Consider the following 15,025-nt stretch of genomic DNA (forward strand, 5'->3'; position numbering starts at 1 on the left):
GTGGTTTTATCATCTATTATTTAACGAAAATCTCTGCTATCTTCCATACTGCGCGTTGCTACTGCATATCCTACAAGGGATGCCAGCAAAGCCAGGAAAAAATATAATGTGCCTTTCATTCTATACCCCTCCTCCGTTTACCAAACTTTTAATAAGGCAGATCACAGTGGCTCAAGTAACTTTCATGCCTGAATCACTTTTGATCATCCAGCTTTACGGTTAGCTGCCTAGCGTTTCGCTTTTGATTTTAAAATGGAAGCTTTCCTTTTTTCAAGATCAATTTCGGTCCACCAAGTAAAAATAAGTAACGATTATCAATAACATTTTTCATTGCAGCTGCTGGTGTTCCATAAAGCCTTTTATCTGAAAATACTGTTCCCATCGCATCTTTTTTACCTAATGAAGCTACAGTCCCTTTATTATCAAACACAAAGCTTTCCAGTGGTTCACTGTATAGGAGTGCTTTAATGTTTGCAGCGCATGTGTCAGCTTCTTGAATTGCCAGTTGTGCAGTTGGAGGATAAGGACGACCTGCTTCTTCATCCATTACCCAAGAGCAATCTCCAAGAACGAAAATATTTTCTTCCTCTGGTGCACGTAAGTCTGCATTTACAGAGACTTTGCCTTTTGTTAATTCAAAGCCTGATTTTCCAAGTATGGAATTACCAGTCACACCACCAGTCCAGACAATTGTACCTGCTTTAATTTCTTCGCCTTCCCCTATGACAAAGCAGTCCTCTTTACATTCAGAGATTTTTGCATTTTCTCTGAATTCCACGCCTCTATCTTCAAGTGATTTTTTCGCATAAGCTACTAATTCATCATCAAAACCCGGCATAATTCTAGGCGCTGCTTCTACGTCAATGATCCGCGCTTTGCTTCTGTCTATATCATATTTTTTGCATAGTTTCGGAATCTGCTCGGCGAGTTCACCTACAAACTCAATCCCGGTGAAACCGCCGCCGCCTACTAATATAGTAAGACTGTCATCACTTGCATCTTCTTGATTATACTTAGCAAATTGATATTCAATATGATCATGGATCAGGCGGCATGAATCAATATCCTGGATTGAAAAGGCATTTTCTTCCATACCTTTAATTCCAAACGTATTTGATTCAAAACCTAAAGAAATAACAAGATAGTCATATGTAACCTCACCATTTTCTAAAACAACGAGATTTTCATCTTTCTTAATCTCAACAACAGAATCATAAATTAAACGCACCCGTCGAGGATTAATGACATCGCTAATCATCATTCTAGCTTCATTTGGTTTTTTCGTACCAGCGGCGACCTCATGAAGCCATGTTGATTGGTAGTGGTAATTGTGTTTATTGATTAGAACAATTTCCGCTTCGTCAACACCTAGCTTTTGCGTTAATCTTTTTGTCGTCATCATTCCCGCATAGCCTGCACCTAGAACGACAATTTTTGGTTTGTTCGTATTCACGTTACATCCACCTTCCTTTTTTTAAAAGCGTTTTCAAACTAATTAACTAACGCTTTTGCAATTGCTTTGGTAAACTTATATTAATGTCATATACAATAATATCAAAGTTTCTATTAATAGGCTAACATTCAGAAGTTTGCCAAATAAACCTTTTGTATTTTCTCCAATATTCACTGGAAAATACTTAGCTTAAAAGAGGTGTTCCCATGGAAAAGTTAATTATAAAGAAGGACGACAAAGCAGTAAGAGAGCTATGTAAAGCAGATCCAGCCATGAAAAAATTAACTGCAATTGTAGGAGATATTGAAGTTTTATTAAGACCGAACTATTTTATCTCATTAGTAAGATCTATTATAGGACAGCTGATTTCTGTCCAGGCAGCAGATGCTATTTATCGGCGGCTGGAGATATTACTAAATTACGATATCTCACCTGAAACGATAGAAAAGGTTTCGGATGAACAGTTGCGCGCAATAGGTTTATCTAGCAGAAAGGTTTCCTATATACGTGATTTCAGCCAAAAAGTTTTGCAATCAGAGATTAATTTACAAAGTCTTAACCAATTAGACAACAAACAAATTATCAATCAGCTAACTAGCATTAAAGGAATTGGAAAATGGACCGTGGAAATGTTTTTAATATTTTCCTTGGGCCGCATGGATGTTTTAGCTTCGGTCGACATAGGAATTCAGCGTGGTGCCCGGTGGCTTTATCAAGTAGATAAATCCGAGCGCCGCAGCATCTTGGAGGAGAAATCCAAATTGTGGAATCCGCATTTTACGATAGCATCTTTTTATTTGTGGGAAGTTGTTCAGCTCAATTTTGTTTCATTATATAAATCTTTGGAAGATCTTGCAGCAGACCAGAATAAATAGCACGGCATTCTGGTCTACTCCCTTTACGGCATTACCGTCACGTGACCACATCGCAGTCTATATTAAGATCCTGCCATTTAAAAAGAAACGTTCTGATATTCCAAGCTTCTTCTAAGTTATATTCAGCCCGTACAGATCATAATGACATTTCCATCTGGATCTTTAATCGTAAAAAATGAAAAATTATTAAAATCCACAATCTCTGAATCTATCGTATAATCCAGATCCCTGACATATTGATAAGATTTTCGGATATCGTCTGTATGGAAATTAAACAATGGATATGCAGAAGGGTTTTTCCCCTTAACCATCCCAGCTTGCCCCGCGTCTAACGTTAATCCTGTATGGTGATTGATCATCATATTATAAACAGGGTCGTGTACTGAATCTAAATCAAAGTTAACTCCTAATAAGTTTGAATACCATTTAACTGCTTGTTTAAGATCACTAACATGAACAAAAATAGTGTTGATTTGATTTATAATTGGACTTACCATTTCATCTCACCTTTCCTATTTCATCCAGCATCCTTGTTTCTGCGCATTTTCACTTCCTTCATTTTACTGTAGAAACTTTCATTCAGATCAATCTCGAGGTAATTAGCAAATTTCATTATGTAGGCAATACAGTCCGATAATTCCTTACCAACATTTTCTTTATGCATGTTTTTGGCAAGTTTAAAAGCCTGTTCTTCGCTTATGTTATTTTCTTCTGCCAGTTCTGATGTTCTCGTAAAAATTGACCTAAATTCCTCAGCAACCTCTCCTACTTCGGTAGTCAATAACATATAGTTGTTCAGCATGGAGCTTCTTGATTCCTGATAATTTTTATCCGTAATTTCCCAGTTCATTTCCTTTTGAAAGTCTTTCAGAAAGTTTTGTACATCCTTCATCAGCACACCTCTTATATACGATTTTATTGTAAGGATAAAATAACAACGGAATTTTTGCAACATTTTTAAAACAAGCTAGTTTATTTTTTTACATTCGTGCATAAATATTGCAGTGAGGTGATGAAAATGCCGTGGAAAGATATTGTTACAGACGATACTGGAATAATGCTGAAATCATTAATTGAAAAAAAGAAAAAGAAGGAAAAAATGAAGGGCTGGCACTCGTTTTTTGTAATTGCAACTTTAATTTTATTGGGTGCTCTGACTGTCCGTATTTTCATTTTCCAGCAGGAGCTATTGAAAGAAAATCCATTCAATATACTTTCAGAGAACTATTTATTATTGATGGCTGCAGTTACCTGTTTTCTCTTTCAAAATTATTATTATACGAAAAAGAAAAAGGAAAAGGATAAATATGATCGTTTGCGGGATGAAGTTATCGATCATTTGAATTATACCTGGTACTTGAACATACAGCCGGAGATAAAAGATCAAATCTCTTCCTATATGCAAGACACGCATGATATTAATGTGACATTTAAAACGAAGTAATTGACCATCACTAGGATAGGGGGGCATAATGAAATAGCGCTCGGCTAATGAGTGCTATTTCATTATGCTTGATTAAAACATGTCGCCTCGTTCCTCTTTCCTTTGCCGCATACGCTCTGTCCATTTTTCAACTCGCTTATGAATTTCCTCAGCGCGCTTGTCGATTTCATCGATTTTGAAAGAACGAAATCTTCCCATCTCATCTATCATTTTGCTGTATCTGTCAGCTCCTAATTCGCGGAGCTCACTGCTCACCTCCGAATCCACCATTTCTTCATCCCTTAATATGTTTATGGCTTCATCATATCGTTCTTTTTCCTTTTTGATAACATCTTTAATTATTTCAAGCTCTTCATCAAATCGGTCATATTCATCAAGCCGTTCCCAAGCATCTGGTGCCTTTGTAAATGCCCAGGCCAAGTCAATATAAGAAGGCAGCCATTCCTTTTCAATTGTTGTTTTTAAATCATCTGCACTATTTGCAGCGTAATATTCACCATTACCAGCCTCTGATACTTTTTTCAATTGACTTTCAGTGTTCTGGTCCACATGAAACCCTATAATATTTATTGATCTTTCATCATTATTTTTAACAAAACTTTTTGCCTCTTTTACTGGATTACCGTCACACGTTTCTACGCCATCGCTAACAATGTAAACCGTTATATTTTCATCATAATCCTTACTCATCTTTGCAGCCTTCTTGATTGCTCCAGCCAATGGTGTCCATCCCTTACTTTCAAACATCGTTAGTGATTTCTCAAATTCCTTTTTCTCATACGATCCCATCGGGTAAATTTCTTCTATACCAGTACAGGACAGCACCCTGTCTTCATCAGACTCAGACCCTTTGTGACCATATACTACCAGGGAAACATCATTCTCCTGTCCAATCGCCTCACCAAAACGTTCGACAGCTTCTTTCGCAATATCCATTTTTAACTGATTATCTACTTTTAGCAGCATACTGGAGCTTGCATCAAGCAGAATAATCGCTTTTCCTTTAGCTGGTTCACTTTTCACTTCTTCCTTGGACTTTTCCGGATCTGGCAAGAATGGTTCTTCAAAATCAGGCTCAAAACTTTCCGCACTTCCTATTATCTCCCTATAATAATGTGTTCCCAATAACTGCACTAGAGCTCTTTGAAGGTCTTGCGGATTTTGTGTCTCCTTCGTTATTTTTGCCAACTCGGTGTTTAATTTTTCCTGAATTGTGGAATCTAAATCTGTTGCTCCATCAGCCAATTCATCCTCTAAAGAAATATCCGTAACTAAAGTACCCCCCTGTTGTTCCTTTAGTTCCCCCCTGGTTAAAGCAAGCGGAACTAAATTTAATTCATCTGTAGTTGTTTGTTCCTCTTTTACAGGTTCCTTCATATCTTTTTCGGTTTTAGCATCCGTTGCTTTATCGTCACTACAAGCAGCAATGAATACAAACAATACCATAAAGACAAAAACTCTTTTCAACAACCATCCTCATCTCCATCCATATTTTGTATATATTTAGATTGAACATATTTACCCTGTGAGTCAATGATACAAAATGACCAAAGACACTTCTTTCATAGATATTTAGAACTATTTTAAGGCACAAAAATCCCGGTCAACATTGTGACCGGGATTAGGTATAATGACTTTAATTAACCTTAATTTGATGCTCTTCATGTTCATGCAAACCCTCATCATTTTCAACATGTACGACTACCACGTATGAACCAGATTTCTTGAATAAATGTATTGCTTTATATTCACCGGGATTAGCTTCCTCTGTTTCAACCCATTCATGCTTGTCCGGACTTTCCTCATTCCAGATTTCATAACGAACGCTGGCATTTTCAAGTGGGGTTTCATCCATTTGTAAATGTACAGTCATATCGTTTTCTTGATTTACCTTTACATTTTCCGGCTTCATGAAATGCATACTGAAACCTTCTGCATGTGCGCTGTGTTCGTGACCATTTGCTTCATCATGCTGTTCATCTTCATTCTCGGCCACTGTACCATCACCAACAGTAATAGACTTTTTCGGCATCGTGTGAAGACCTTCCGCTGTCACATGTGCATACATTTCATATACCCCGTCATGATCAAATGTCACTTCTGCCGAATACGTTCCATCTTCATTATTGGTTGATTCTATTTTAGTGCTGTCATCCTCTTTGCCTTTTTCCCAGTATTCAAATTCGACCTTTTCGGCATCTTTTACTTTTTCATCTCCGTATGTTACCAATGCATGTAATTTGACCGTCTCGCCGGTATCTGCAGTTTCTGGAACCTTAAATTCCACATCAAGTGTCTTTAGTTCATCTTCCGTATTTTTTTCGTTATCCTTTTTTGTTTCACCACATGCTGTCAGCGAGACTAAAGCTGTTATTACTAGTAAAAAGACTATTTTCTTCATTTCATTACCTCCATTAATTCTATCTATTAATGATGTTTACTGCATCCATGTTCATGACCGTTCATTTTTTGAAAGATTTCTTCGACGGCGTCATGGAAACTGAATATTCTTCCACCAAAACCTTTGACAAATTTTTCTGCATGCTCCTTCCACTCAAATGTTAATACTTGTGGATGACAGCAGCCTATATGTAAAGAAGTATCCATTACGTACCATGCTAGTTTAGCGCTTATCGTGGTCTGCTTGAAAAAATCAGGACATATTGCTTGCATAACCTCATCGCCTAGTTGACGATGGCGGAGGAGTCCACAATGTGCACAGCAAGCCATTTCTATTTTATTATTTGGCAGGATCAATCGATAAGCCATTCTTTCATTTATCTTACGGCTGCAGAAAATGCACGCATCGGGGTTAGCGGTATTTACTGAATGCCCCTTTGCAAGTGAAATTCCACCAAAAGTTTTAACAATTATCCCCTTATCAATTAAAGGTTTTAAATCCCGGTGTATTGTCATTTCCGAAACATTAAGTTCTTTGCTTAATTCAGCTATTTTCATGTTTTCTTTTTCTTGAATTAGCTCCTTAATTTTATTTTGTCGTTCAAGTGGCAGCATTACATTATCCTCTCCAATCTAACCATCAATACTTTAACAATTTCAAACAAACTATAACATAAATATACCAATGGAATGCTGTTCTAACAATGAACGTTGTGTGAAAGAACTGTGAATGTTTTGAGAAAATGTAACATAGGATGATATAGAGGGGGAATTATATGTCATTTGAAGTATTACTGGCTGGTCAACTAGAGTGGAATTTCCCATTAATGGCAGTATTTATATGTATAGCACTTTTATATTTATACTTCATAATGCAATTCACAAAAATAAAATCTTATAAGAAGCAAGCCATCTTCTTTATAATCGGGATTGGCTTATTATTTTTTACAATCGGAAGTCCAGTTACGGCAATTTCTCATCTATCTTCCAGTTTCCACATGATACAAATAAGCATTCTTTATTTTATCATACCACCGTTATTATTATTGGGAATTCCTGCTCAATTGGAAAGGGCTCCATTCATAAAAAAACGTAAAAAATTATTATTTCCACCCATGCTTGCTTTAGCTATCTTCTCCTTGATGTTCTTTCTGTATCACCTGCCACTGGGTACAGGCTTCCTTTTTTCAAATACTTATTTCCACATTACTTATTTATTTTTGTTATTCATAATCTCACTCCGGATGTGGTGGCCACTTGTTTCTCCATTTGAGAAAAAGCAGCTGTATAAAAAACAAATAAACCATTACGCATTTCTAAGCAAACTTCTTATTACACCTGCATGCCTGCTATTTATAGTAAGTGCTTTAATTGGTGGTATGGACAATCACTATATTACCCATTTCACATCCCAGCTTTGTATTCCCCCTGCCTTTGCTACCTCAAATATATTACCCTTCCCTTTCAATACGAGACTTGATCAGGTGCTGGCAGGTACATTAATGCTAGGAATACATAAGTTAAGCATCATGTCTGTATTACAGATTAAGTTTTTAGATGAACGTTCTAATCAAGTCTAATTTAAAATAAACTACTATTAAAAAGTAAAGTGATGGTGAATCATACCATGCCAGAAACCAACTACATAGATGTAAAAGGAATGCATTGCGCCGCATGTGCTGTAAGAATTGAAAAGGCAGTTTCAAAAATAGATGGAGTGAATGAAATAAATGTTAATTTAACAACTGAAAAGGGCCGTGTTTCATATAATAAAGATCGGACAAGCATTTCAGTCATCATCAATAAAATTAATAAAATTGGATTTGAAGCAAAACTAATTATGCAGGATCACACCCAATCGGGGCTTGATAAACATAAAGCAATCCGTATTCTTTATTGGAAATTCATTTTTTCAAGCCTGCTTACCTTTCCGCTTGCTTGGGCAATGTTTGCACATTTTCAAGTGGCATCATTTATCAAAGTCCCTGCATTATTTACTTCCCCTTTGTTTCAGCTTGCACTAACCATACCTATTCAGTTTATAATAGGGTTTCAATTTTATGAAAGAGCCTGTAAATCATTGAAGAGCGGCAGTGGCAATATGGATGTATTAGTCGTACTTAGTACATCTGCCGCTTTCTTCTACAGCCATTATTTAACCATTGTTTCGTTTAAAATGGTTAACCATCCACAATCCATTGTTTTGTATTATGAAACTAGTGCATTTATCATTACATTTATTTTGTTAGGGAAGTTATTGGAAGCTAAAACAAAAATGAGGACAACAGACGCTATTAAAAATCTATATCAATTACAATTAAAGACAGCTACATTGTATGTGGAAGGAAGAGAATTTAAATCATCAGTTGAAAACCTTATCCCAGGCGATACCATCATTCTTAAACCTGGTGAAAAAATACCAATCGATGGTCAAATTCTCCAAGGAACTTCAATGATTGATGAATCCTTGTTAACCGGGGAGAGTTTACCGGTTAATAAGATTGCGGGGGATATCGTATATGCTGGGACAATCAATCAGAACGGATTACTAAAAATCCAAGTAACCAAAAAAGACTCTGAGACGGTTTTGTCACAAATTATTCGTATTGTCGAAGAAGCTCAAAGCTCTAAGGCACCGATTCAGCAGATAGCAGATAAAATTACCTCTGTTTTTGTCCCGGTCATCATCATAATCGCTATGGTTACATTTATAGCATGGTATACCATTTTTCAGCCGGGTAATTTTAATGAAGCGTTGGAAAAAGTTATTGCCGTCTTAATTATTGCATGCCCTTGTGCCCTCGGACTTGCAACACCAACCTCTGTTATGGTTGGAAGTGGACAAGCTGCACAAAAAGGCATTCTATTTAAGGAAGGAAAGTTTCTGGAATTATTGGGAAGGTGCAACACCGTAATCCTTGATAAAACCGGGACACTTACCAAGGGCACACCACAGGTTACCGATATTTATGTTGATCACTTCAGTGAAAATGCGTTTTTGGAAATTATCGGTGCAGTTGAAACTGGTTCGGAGCATCCGATTGCGAAAGCGATTTTAAGTGAGGTGCATAGGAGAATCCGCATACTTCCTGAGGCACTGCACGTTACTGCCCTGCCTGGTTTAGGTATCAAAGGTTACGTTAATAGCAAAAAAGTTGTCCTTGCTAGTCGAAAATACATTATTAAAGAAAATATTGCAATCCCCTTTCCAGCAAAACAGATAGCAATCGATCTTGAAAACGAAGGAAAAACAGTTATGATTGCATTGGTTGATTCACGATTTGCCGGAATAATCGCGGTCGCTGACGAAGTAAAAACATCTTCATTCAGCACAGTATCTCGTTTAAAACAAATTGGGTTAGATGTAGTTATGTTAACCGGCGATAATAGGAATTCGGGAGTTGCCGTAGCGAGAAAAGTCGGTATAGAACAACTCGAAGCAGAGGTCACACCGCAAGAAAAAGCCGCGATTGTACGTAACTATCAGCAAAATGGTAATCAAGTTGTAATGGTAGGTGATGGCATAAATGATGCACCTGCATTGGCTGTGTCCGATATCGGTGTTGCAATAGGAAGCGGATCAGACATTGCTATTGAATCTGGTGACGTGACTATTATCAAGGGTGATTTAAATCGGTTGGTTGATGCTATTACAATCAGCAAGAAAACAATGACAAATATCAAACAAAACTTTCTTTGGGCTTTTCTATACAATATCGTAATAATCCCATTTGCAATGCTCGGATTTATGGCACCATGGCTAGCAGGAGCAGCCATGGCGTTTAGCTCTGTATCGGTCGTGTTAAATTCCCTTAGGCTGAAAAAGTTAAAATTTAGAATCTGACAAATTATTGATTGTCCGCCAGATCATTTGAGGTACAGCAAAAATAGTTACCACTATTAGGTTGTTGTCAGCGAGCACATTAGTAGTAATAGGATCCAACACTTGAGTTGACCAATTGATGATCAACTCAAACATTTATTTATCGCCTAGAATAGTTTCCAATGCTTGGTCAATATCCGTTGTCGGCTGCCTGCATGCAAAGTTTTCACAGACATACACGGTTGTTTTATCACCCAATTTTCGATATTCGTTCGTAAATGGGGCTATATTTACCAATGCTTCAGTCGAGTCACCTACCAATATTTCGACATTCGGTAAAAAAGACTGATTCATTTCCGCTAGCAGCCTTTGCCTTGATGGATCATCCCCATTACCGATAACAACCATTTCCTTCACAGGAGTCCCAGTTAACAATAGGCTTTGCATAAAAAACGTACTGGCGTTAGCATAGGAATCTAAATCATCTTTAAACGTATAATACATCTCTTCCACTTTATCAAGATATGCTGTATCACCTGTCAAATGAGCCAACCTAACAAGCATCACGGAAGCAACACTATTTCCGGAAGGGATCGCACCATCATATATTTCCTTTTCACGCGCAATTAAATTTTCACTGTCACTTCCATAAAAAAAGAATCCACCCTGATCGTCATCCCAAAACAAATTCAGCATATCATCAGCAATCGTTTTGCCTTTTTCCAAGAAAACCAGTTCATGTGTTGAATCATACATCTCCAAGTAGGCCCAAAGCAAAAATGCATAGTCATCCATGTATCCTTTGTGTTTCACTTCCCCATCCCGATATCTAACCATTAAACGATCATCCATAACTAACGTATTTTCAATAAATGTTAATGCATTTGCAGCCATATTCGTATACGCTTCACCGCCAAATGCTTTGCCCGCTTTTGCTAGTGCCGCAATCATTAATGCGTTCCATGATGTCAGTATTTTATCATCTACGTGCGGAAATACTCTTTTTGCCCTTGCTTTATGCAGTTTTTCTCGTGCATCGTCCAGCATTGTATGTAAAGCATCAATAGAAAGATGATTTTGAGAAGCAATCCATTCAAAATCGGCACGTATAAGATTAGGTATGTTTTTCCCTTCAAAATTACCGGTTGAAGTAATGTCATATACATCACAAACTATTTTACCTAGTTCATTACCGAGAATAGTCAAAACCTCATCCTTTTCCCAAACATAATACTTCCCTTCCACACCCTCAGAGTCAGCATCGATGCCAGAGTAAAATGCTCCTTCCTTACCCGTCATTTCCCTTCGTACAAATGTTATGATTTGCTCACTGATTCGTTTATAGAAAGGATCATTGGTAATTTGGTAACATTCTGTATATGTCATCAGCAGGAGTGCATTGTCATAAAGCATTTTCTCAAAATGCGGGACAAGCCACGCTTCGTCTGTTGAATACCGGGCAAATCCAAATCCAATATGATCATTAAGCCCGCCAACAGCCATTTGCTTTAACGTTTTCTCCGCCATTTCCAATGCTGATTGCGTTCCAGTCGTTTTGTAATACCGCAGCAAAAACAGTAGATTTTGTGGCGCAGGAAATTTAGGTGCTGGTCCAAATCCGCCGTATTCAAAATCAAATTGCTGTTCAAGCTGTTCAAATGCTTTTGCTGTCGCATTAATCGTAAGCCTGTCCTTACTTTTTTGCTGTGCTGTCCTTTGAAGCGCATTTGTAACACTTTCCGTCACTTTCTTAATATGTTCCGGATCCTCTTTAAATTTTTTATAAAGCTGCGTTATCACCTCGACAAATCCCGGCATACCATATTTGCTTTGTTTTGGAAAATAGGTACCCGCATAAAACGGAATTTTATCAGGAGTCAGGAATACACTTAATGGCCAGCCGCCTTGTCCGTTCATCATTTGACAAACCTTCATGTACACCGAATCAATATCGGGACGCTCCTCTCGGTCAACCTTTATTGAAACAAAACGATCGTTTAAAAGCTTTGCAACAGATTTGTCCTCAAACGATTCATGGGCGAATACATGGCACCAATGACAGCTCGAATATCCGACAGAAAGAAATATCGGCTTGTTTTCCTTTTTTGCTTTTTCAAATGCTTCCTCGCCCCACGGATACCAGTCTACTGGGTTATATGCGTGCTGGAGCAGGTATGGTGATTTTTCTTCCATTAATCTATTAGGAATAGTATGATTTGATCTCATTGCCTCCACCCTTCATCTATTATTACCTTTTCAGCTTATCGTATCTATTATCCCATGAAAAAGATATTCAATCGAATGCTCTTTTAAATTGTGCGACAAATTGTAGTGTATTAGTATTAATTTGTGTCCATCTCCTAATTTTCTTTTTTTGGGGCTTTAAGGATAACTTACAATTATTTTCAGCATACTTGCTCATCTATATTCTTGAAAGTTAGGAAGTGGAGATAAACCTTGAAAAGATTATCTAACAAATTGCTGATTGAGTCTTATGTTAAGGCTAAAGAATTGAATTTAGATCAGGAATTTCGCCAAATAATTGAACAGGAAATTAGCCGCCGCGGGTTATTGATTACACAATCAACCAAAAACGAAAGTCATAAATGATCCATATAGAGAGATTATTAACTGGGGAAAACGCGGGAAAGAGAATATAATTACAGATATGAGTAAAATGATGAAAGTCGGTTAAGTTATATTTTCTAAAAGTTTCCAGAGAAAGGAGATAAGGAGTGGGCATGCAAAAAATTCATCCAAATCCGAAAACGACTATCTTTAATTTGATAGTCGTTTTCGAGTTATAGCCCTATTCTACATTATTGCTGGATGTCTTTTCCAGTTGTTTTTCTGGAAATTGATTCGGTGATGATTGTTCCAGTGTATTTTTTATATTGTCTTTTCCTGAGAAGTTTTCAATTAATTCCTTTACATCGATTCCCGACGATGCTTTTAAGGATTCCTGAAGTGTGGACATCAAGTTGGTTGCGTAACTAGTAACTTTATTCGCACCACCGTTTTCACCACTGCCACCAGTATCGACAACGGTAATTTTGTCAATATTAGCCATTGGACTTGCAACCTGCTTCGCATAATCTGGAAGCATTTTTAGAATCATATCTAAAATAGCGGCATGACCGTATTGTTCAAATGCCTCAGCAACTTTTTGCTTCGCTTCCGCTTCTGCAAGACCTTTTAGACGAATAACGTCAGCTTCTGACTCACCTTGTGCTCTTTCAGCTTCTGCATGAGCAAGCCCGTCAATCCGGACTTTTTCTGCTTCCGCTTTTGCCATTGCTTCAACACGATATTTATGCGCATCCGCTTCCGCGAGCTGCTTCCTTTTTTCCGCTTCGGCAGCCTGTTCAACTGAATAACGATCAGCATCAGCTTTCTTCTTAACTTCGGAATCGTATTGTCTTTCACGACGGGCAATTTCTTTTTCTTCGAGTTCAATTTGTTTTTGCCGTTCAATAATTTTGATTTGCATTTGCTGTTCAGTAACTTCCTGTTGAGAGCGCGCTTCCTCTAAATGATATGCTTGGTCAGCACGTGCCTTCGCACTATCCTGTTCTCTGCGGTACTCTGCAATTTTAAGCTGATTAACCTTTTCTGCCTCGGCAATTTCCGTTTCCCGCTCGAGCTCGGATTTCTTCGCGTCTTTATTTGCTTCTGCCCGTTTAATCCGTGTTTCTTTCTCTGCATCAGCTGTAGCAATATCGGCATCCCGCTTCACCTGTGCGATACGCGGTTTACCTAGTGATTCTAAGTATCCATTCTTGTCACGAACATCCTTAATTGTAAAGGAAACTATCACAAGTCCCATTTTAGCCAGGTCCTGCGTTGCAACGCGTTGAACTTCCTGGGAAAACTTCTCCCGGTTTTTATAAATTTCCTCAACAGTCATTGAACCTAAAATCGATCGTAAATGCCCTTCTAAAACTTCTCTTGCCTCATTTTCGCGATCATCTTTTGACTTGCCCAAAAATTGTTCCGCGGCAGTTGCAATTTCGTTGATGGAACCACCAATTTTAATAATCGCTGTTCCATCAGCCATCACTGGTACGCCTTGCTCCGTATACACTTCAGGTGTCTGCACATCAAGCTTGCTCGAAAGCAAACTTAATGGTTCCGCCTGTTGAAATACTGGAAGAATAAATGTACCTCCACCACGGACAATCTTTATTTTGTTACCCGATTCATCCACATTTACATTTTTTGACCCTAAATAACTCCCCGTTACAATCAACGCTTCATCGGGCCCAGCAGTACGGTATTTAGAAACAAAAGTACCTATTAAGACTAATAATAAAACAACAACAATGCCAATAACGATAAATATCGGTGACATCTAACATCCCCCTATCTTTTTTATATAAAAACCTGCAGCTGCAGCGTTTCTAACCATCGTCTATGCTTTAAAATTTACTTGATCATGAACAGATACAAATACGACACCATTTTTAATATCGATAACTAAAACCTCTGTTCCCTCAGGTATAGGCTGGTCCTCAAAGCTTTTAGCAGACTTTGAGATTGTACCGCCTTTTCCTGATATGACCACCTCTCCATATCCATCATCTGGAATGGAAATAATGACTTTTCCAACTCTTCCCTTTAAATCATCATCCGTGTAGACAAGTGAAGACTCGGCTGAGGATAACGGAATAAGAATAAATAAATTTAACAGTGTGACTAAAATTCCAGATAGTACGAGTGAAATAATAAAAATGACCAAACTATGAATAGATGTGGAAATTTCCAATATGTAACCAGCTGCACTTAAAATAGCAATAAATGATAGTACAAGTGTTGGATTGAAAATACCACCAGATAAAAATTCGAACATTCCCTCTAAAATATCTGATAATAAAATATAAATAAAAACTAAACAGCCACCAACAATTAAACCAATCAAATAAATAGTTTCAAGCGAATAGCCGAATATCTCCATAATGACACCTCCTCGTATATTATATTTAGGCCCTTTCATTCAGCCTAGAAATCACACTTGAAAAACCTGCTTTAAG

General features: G+C 37.6%; 14 protein-coding genes. 5 read left to right on the forward strand and 9 right to left on the reverse strand.

Annotation, left to right across the window (positions count from 1 at the left end; translation table 11 throughout):
- Positions 1-247: 247 nt before the first annotated feature.
- Positions 248-1,453, reverse strand: coding sequence for an NAD(P)/FAD-dependent oxidoreductase (locus IEV74_RS06830; protein WP_188454610.1), 1,206 nt, complete (start codon positions 1,451-1,453; stop codon positions 248-250).
- Positions 1,454-1,659: 206 nt separating this feature from the next.
- Here IEV74_RS06830 and IEV74_RS06835 point away from each other — a divergent pair, with 206 nt between their 5' ends.
- Positions 1,660-2,328 carry a DNA-3-methyladenine glycosylase family protein gene (locus tag IEV74_RS06835; protein WP_188454611.1) on the forward strand — a complete coding sequence of 223 codons (669 nt, stop codon included), beginning with the start codon at positions 1,660-1,662 and terminating at the stop codon, positions 2,326-2,328.
- 122 nt (positions 2,329-2,450) lie between these two features.
- Here the strand turns inward: IEV74_RS06835 and IEV74_RS06840 are convergent, their stop codons facing one another.
- A complete protein-coding gene (locus IEV74_RS06840; protein ID WP_188454612.1) occupies positions 2,451-2,825 on the reverse strand; it encodes a VOC family protein in 375 nt (124 codons plus the stop codon).
- Positions 2,826-2,845: 20 nt separating this feature from the next.
- Complete coding sequence (locus IEV74_RS06845; RefSeq protein WP_188454613.1) at positions 2,846-3,220, reverse strand: MazG nucleotide pyrophosphohydrolase domain-containing protein; 375 nt, start codon at positions 3,218-3,220, stop codon at positions 2,846-2,848.
- A 126-nt stretch (positions 3,221-3,346) separates the two neighbouring features.
- On the opposite strand from IEV74_RS06845, the gene IEV74_RS06850 reads away from it, so the two are divergent.
- The gene (locus IEV74_RS06850) at positions 3,347-3,772 is read left to right on the forward strand and encodes a DUF2663 family protein (RefSeq protein WP_188454614.1); all 426 of its coding nucleotides are present in this window, start codon (positions 3,347-3,349) and stop codon (positions 3,770-3,772) included.
- Between the two features lie 72 nt (positions 3,773-3,844).
- Here the strand turns inward: IEV74_RS06850 and IEV74_RS06855 are convergent, their stop codons facing one another.
- The 3 genes from IEV74_RS06855 to IEV74_RS06865 all read right to left on the reverse strand — a co-directional run bounded on the left by IEV74_RS06855 (position 3,845) and on the right by IEV74_RS06865 (position 6,787).
- Complete coding sequence (locus IEV74_RS06855; RefSeq protein ID WP_188454615.1) at positions 3,845-5,239, reverse strand: vWA domain-containing protein; 1,395 nt, start codon at positions 5,237-5,239, stop codon at positions 3,845-3,847.
- 169 nt (positions 5,240-5,408) lie between these two features.
- A complete protein-coding gene (locus IEV74_RS06860; protein ID WP_188454616.1) occupies positions 5,409-6,173 on the reverse strand; it encodes a FixH family protein in 765 nt (254 codons plus the stop codon).
- 26 nt (positions 6,174-6,199) lie between these two features.
- Complete coding sequence (locus tag IEV74_RS06865; protein ID WP_188454617.1) at positions 6,200-6,787, reverse strand: DeoR family transcriptional regulator; 588 nt, start codon at positions 6,785-6,787, stop codon at positions 6,200-6,202.
- A gap of 161 nt (positions 6,788-6,948) precedes the next feature.
- Between IEV74_RS06865 and IEV74_RS06870 the strand changes: the two genes are divergently transcribed.
- Positions 6,949-7,752 carry a cytochrome c oxidase assembly protein gene (locus tag IEV74_RS06870; protein ID WP_188454618.1) on the forward strand — a complete coding sequence of 268 codons (804 nt, stop codon included), beginning with the start codon at positions 6,949-6,951 and terminating at the stop codon, positions 7,750-7,752.
- 47 nt (positions 7,753-7,799) lie between these two features.
- The gene (locus IEV74_RS06875) at positions 7,800-10,016 is read left to right on the forward strand and encodes a heavy metal translocating P-type ATPase (RefSeq protein ID WP_188454619.1); all 2,217 of its coding nucleotides are present in this window, start codon (positions 7,800-7,802) and stop codon (positions 10,014-10,016) included.
- A gap of 135 nt (positions 10,017-10,151) precedes the next feature.
- Here the strand turns inward: IEV74_RS06875 and IEV74_RS06880 are convergent, their stop codons facing one another.
- Positions 10,152-12,221: a thioredoxin domain-containing protein gene (locus IEV74_RS06880; protein WP_188454620.1), complete on the reverse strand. Its 2,070-nt coding sequence runs from the start codon at positions 12,219-12,221 to the stop codon at positions 10,152-10,154.
- A 231-nt stretch (positions 12,222-12,452) separates the two neighbouring features.
- Here IEV74_RS06880 and IEV74_RS06885 point away from each other — a divergent pair, with 231 nt between their 5' ends.
- On the forward strand, positions 12,453-12,605 hold the full coding sequence (locus IEV74_RS06885; protein WP_188454621.1) for a sporulation histidine kinase inhibitor Sda: 153 nt from the start codon (positions 12,453-12,455) through the stop codon (positions 12,603-12,605).
- Between the two features lie 199 nt (positions 12,606-12,804).
- On the opposite strand, the gene floT is transcribed toward IEV74_RS06885, so the two are convergent.
- A complete protein-coding gene (gene floT, locus IEV74_RS06890) occupies positions 12,805-14,346 on the reverse strand; it encodes a flotillin lipid rafts scaffold protein FloT (RefSeq protein WP_188454622.1) in 1,542 nt (513 codons plus the stop codon).
- A 60-nt stretch (positions 14,347-14,406) separates the two neighbouring features.
- On the reverse strand, positions 14,407-14,949 hold the full coding sequence (locus tag IEV74_RS06895) for an NfeD family protein (RefSeq protein WP_188454623.1): 543 nt from the start codon (positions 14,947-14,949) through the stop codon (positions 14,407-14,409).
- Between the last annotated feature and the right edge of the window lie 76 nt (positions 14,950-15,025).

It is taken from the genome of Virgibacillus oceani (genome assembly GCF_014638995.1).
GTDB classification, from domain to species: Bacteria; Bacillota; Bacilli; order Bacillales; family Amphibacillaceae; genus Virgibacillus_E; species Virgibacillus_E oceani.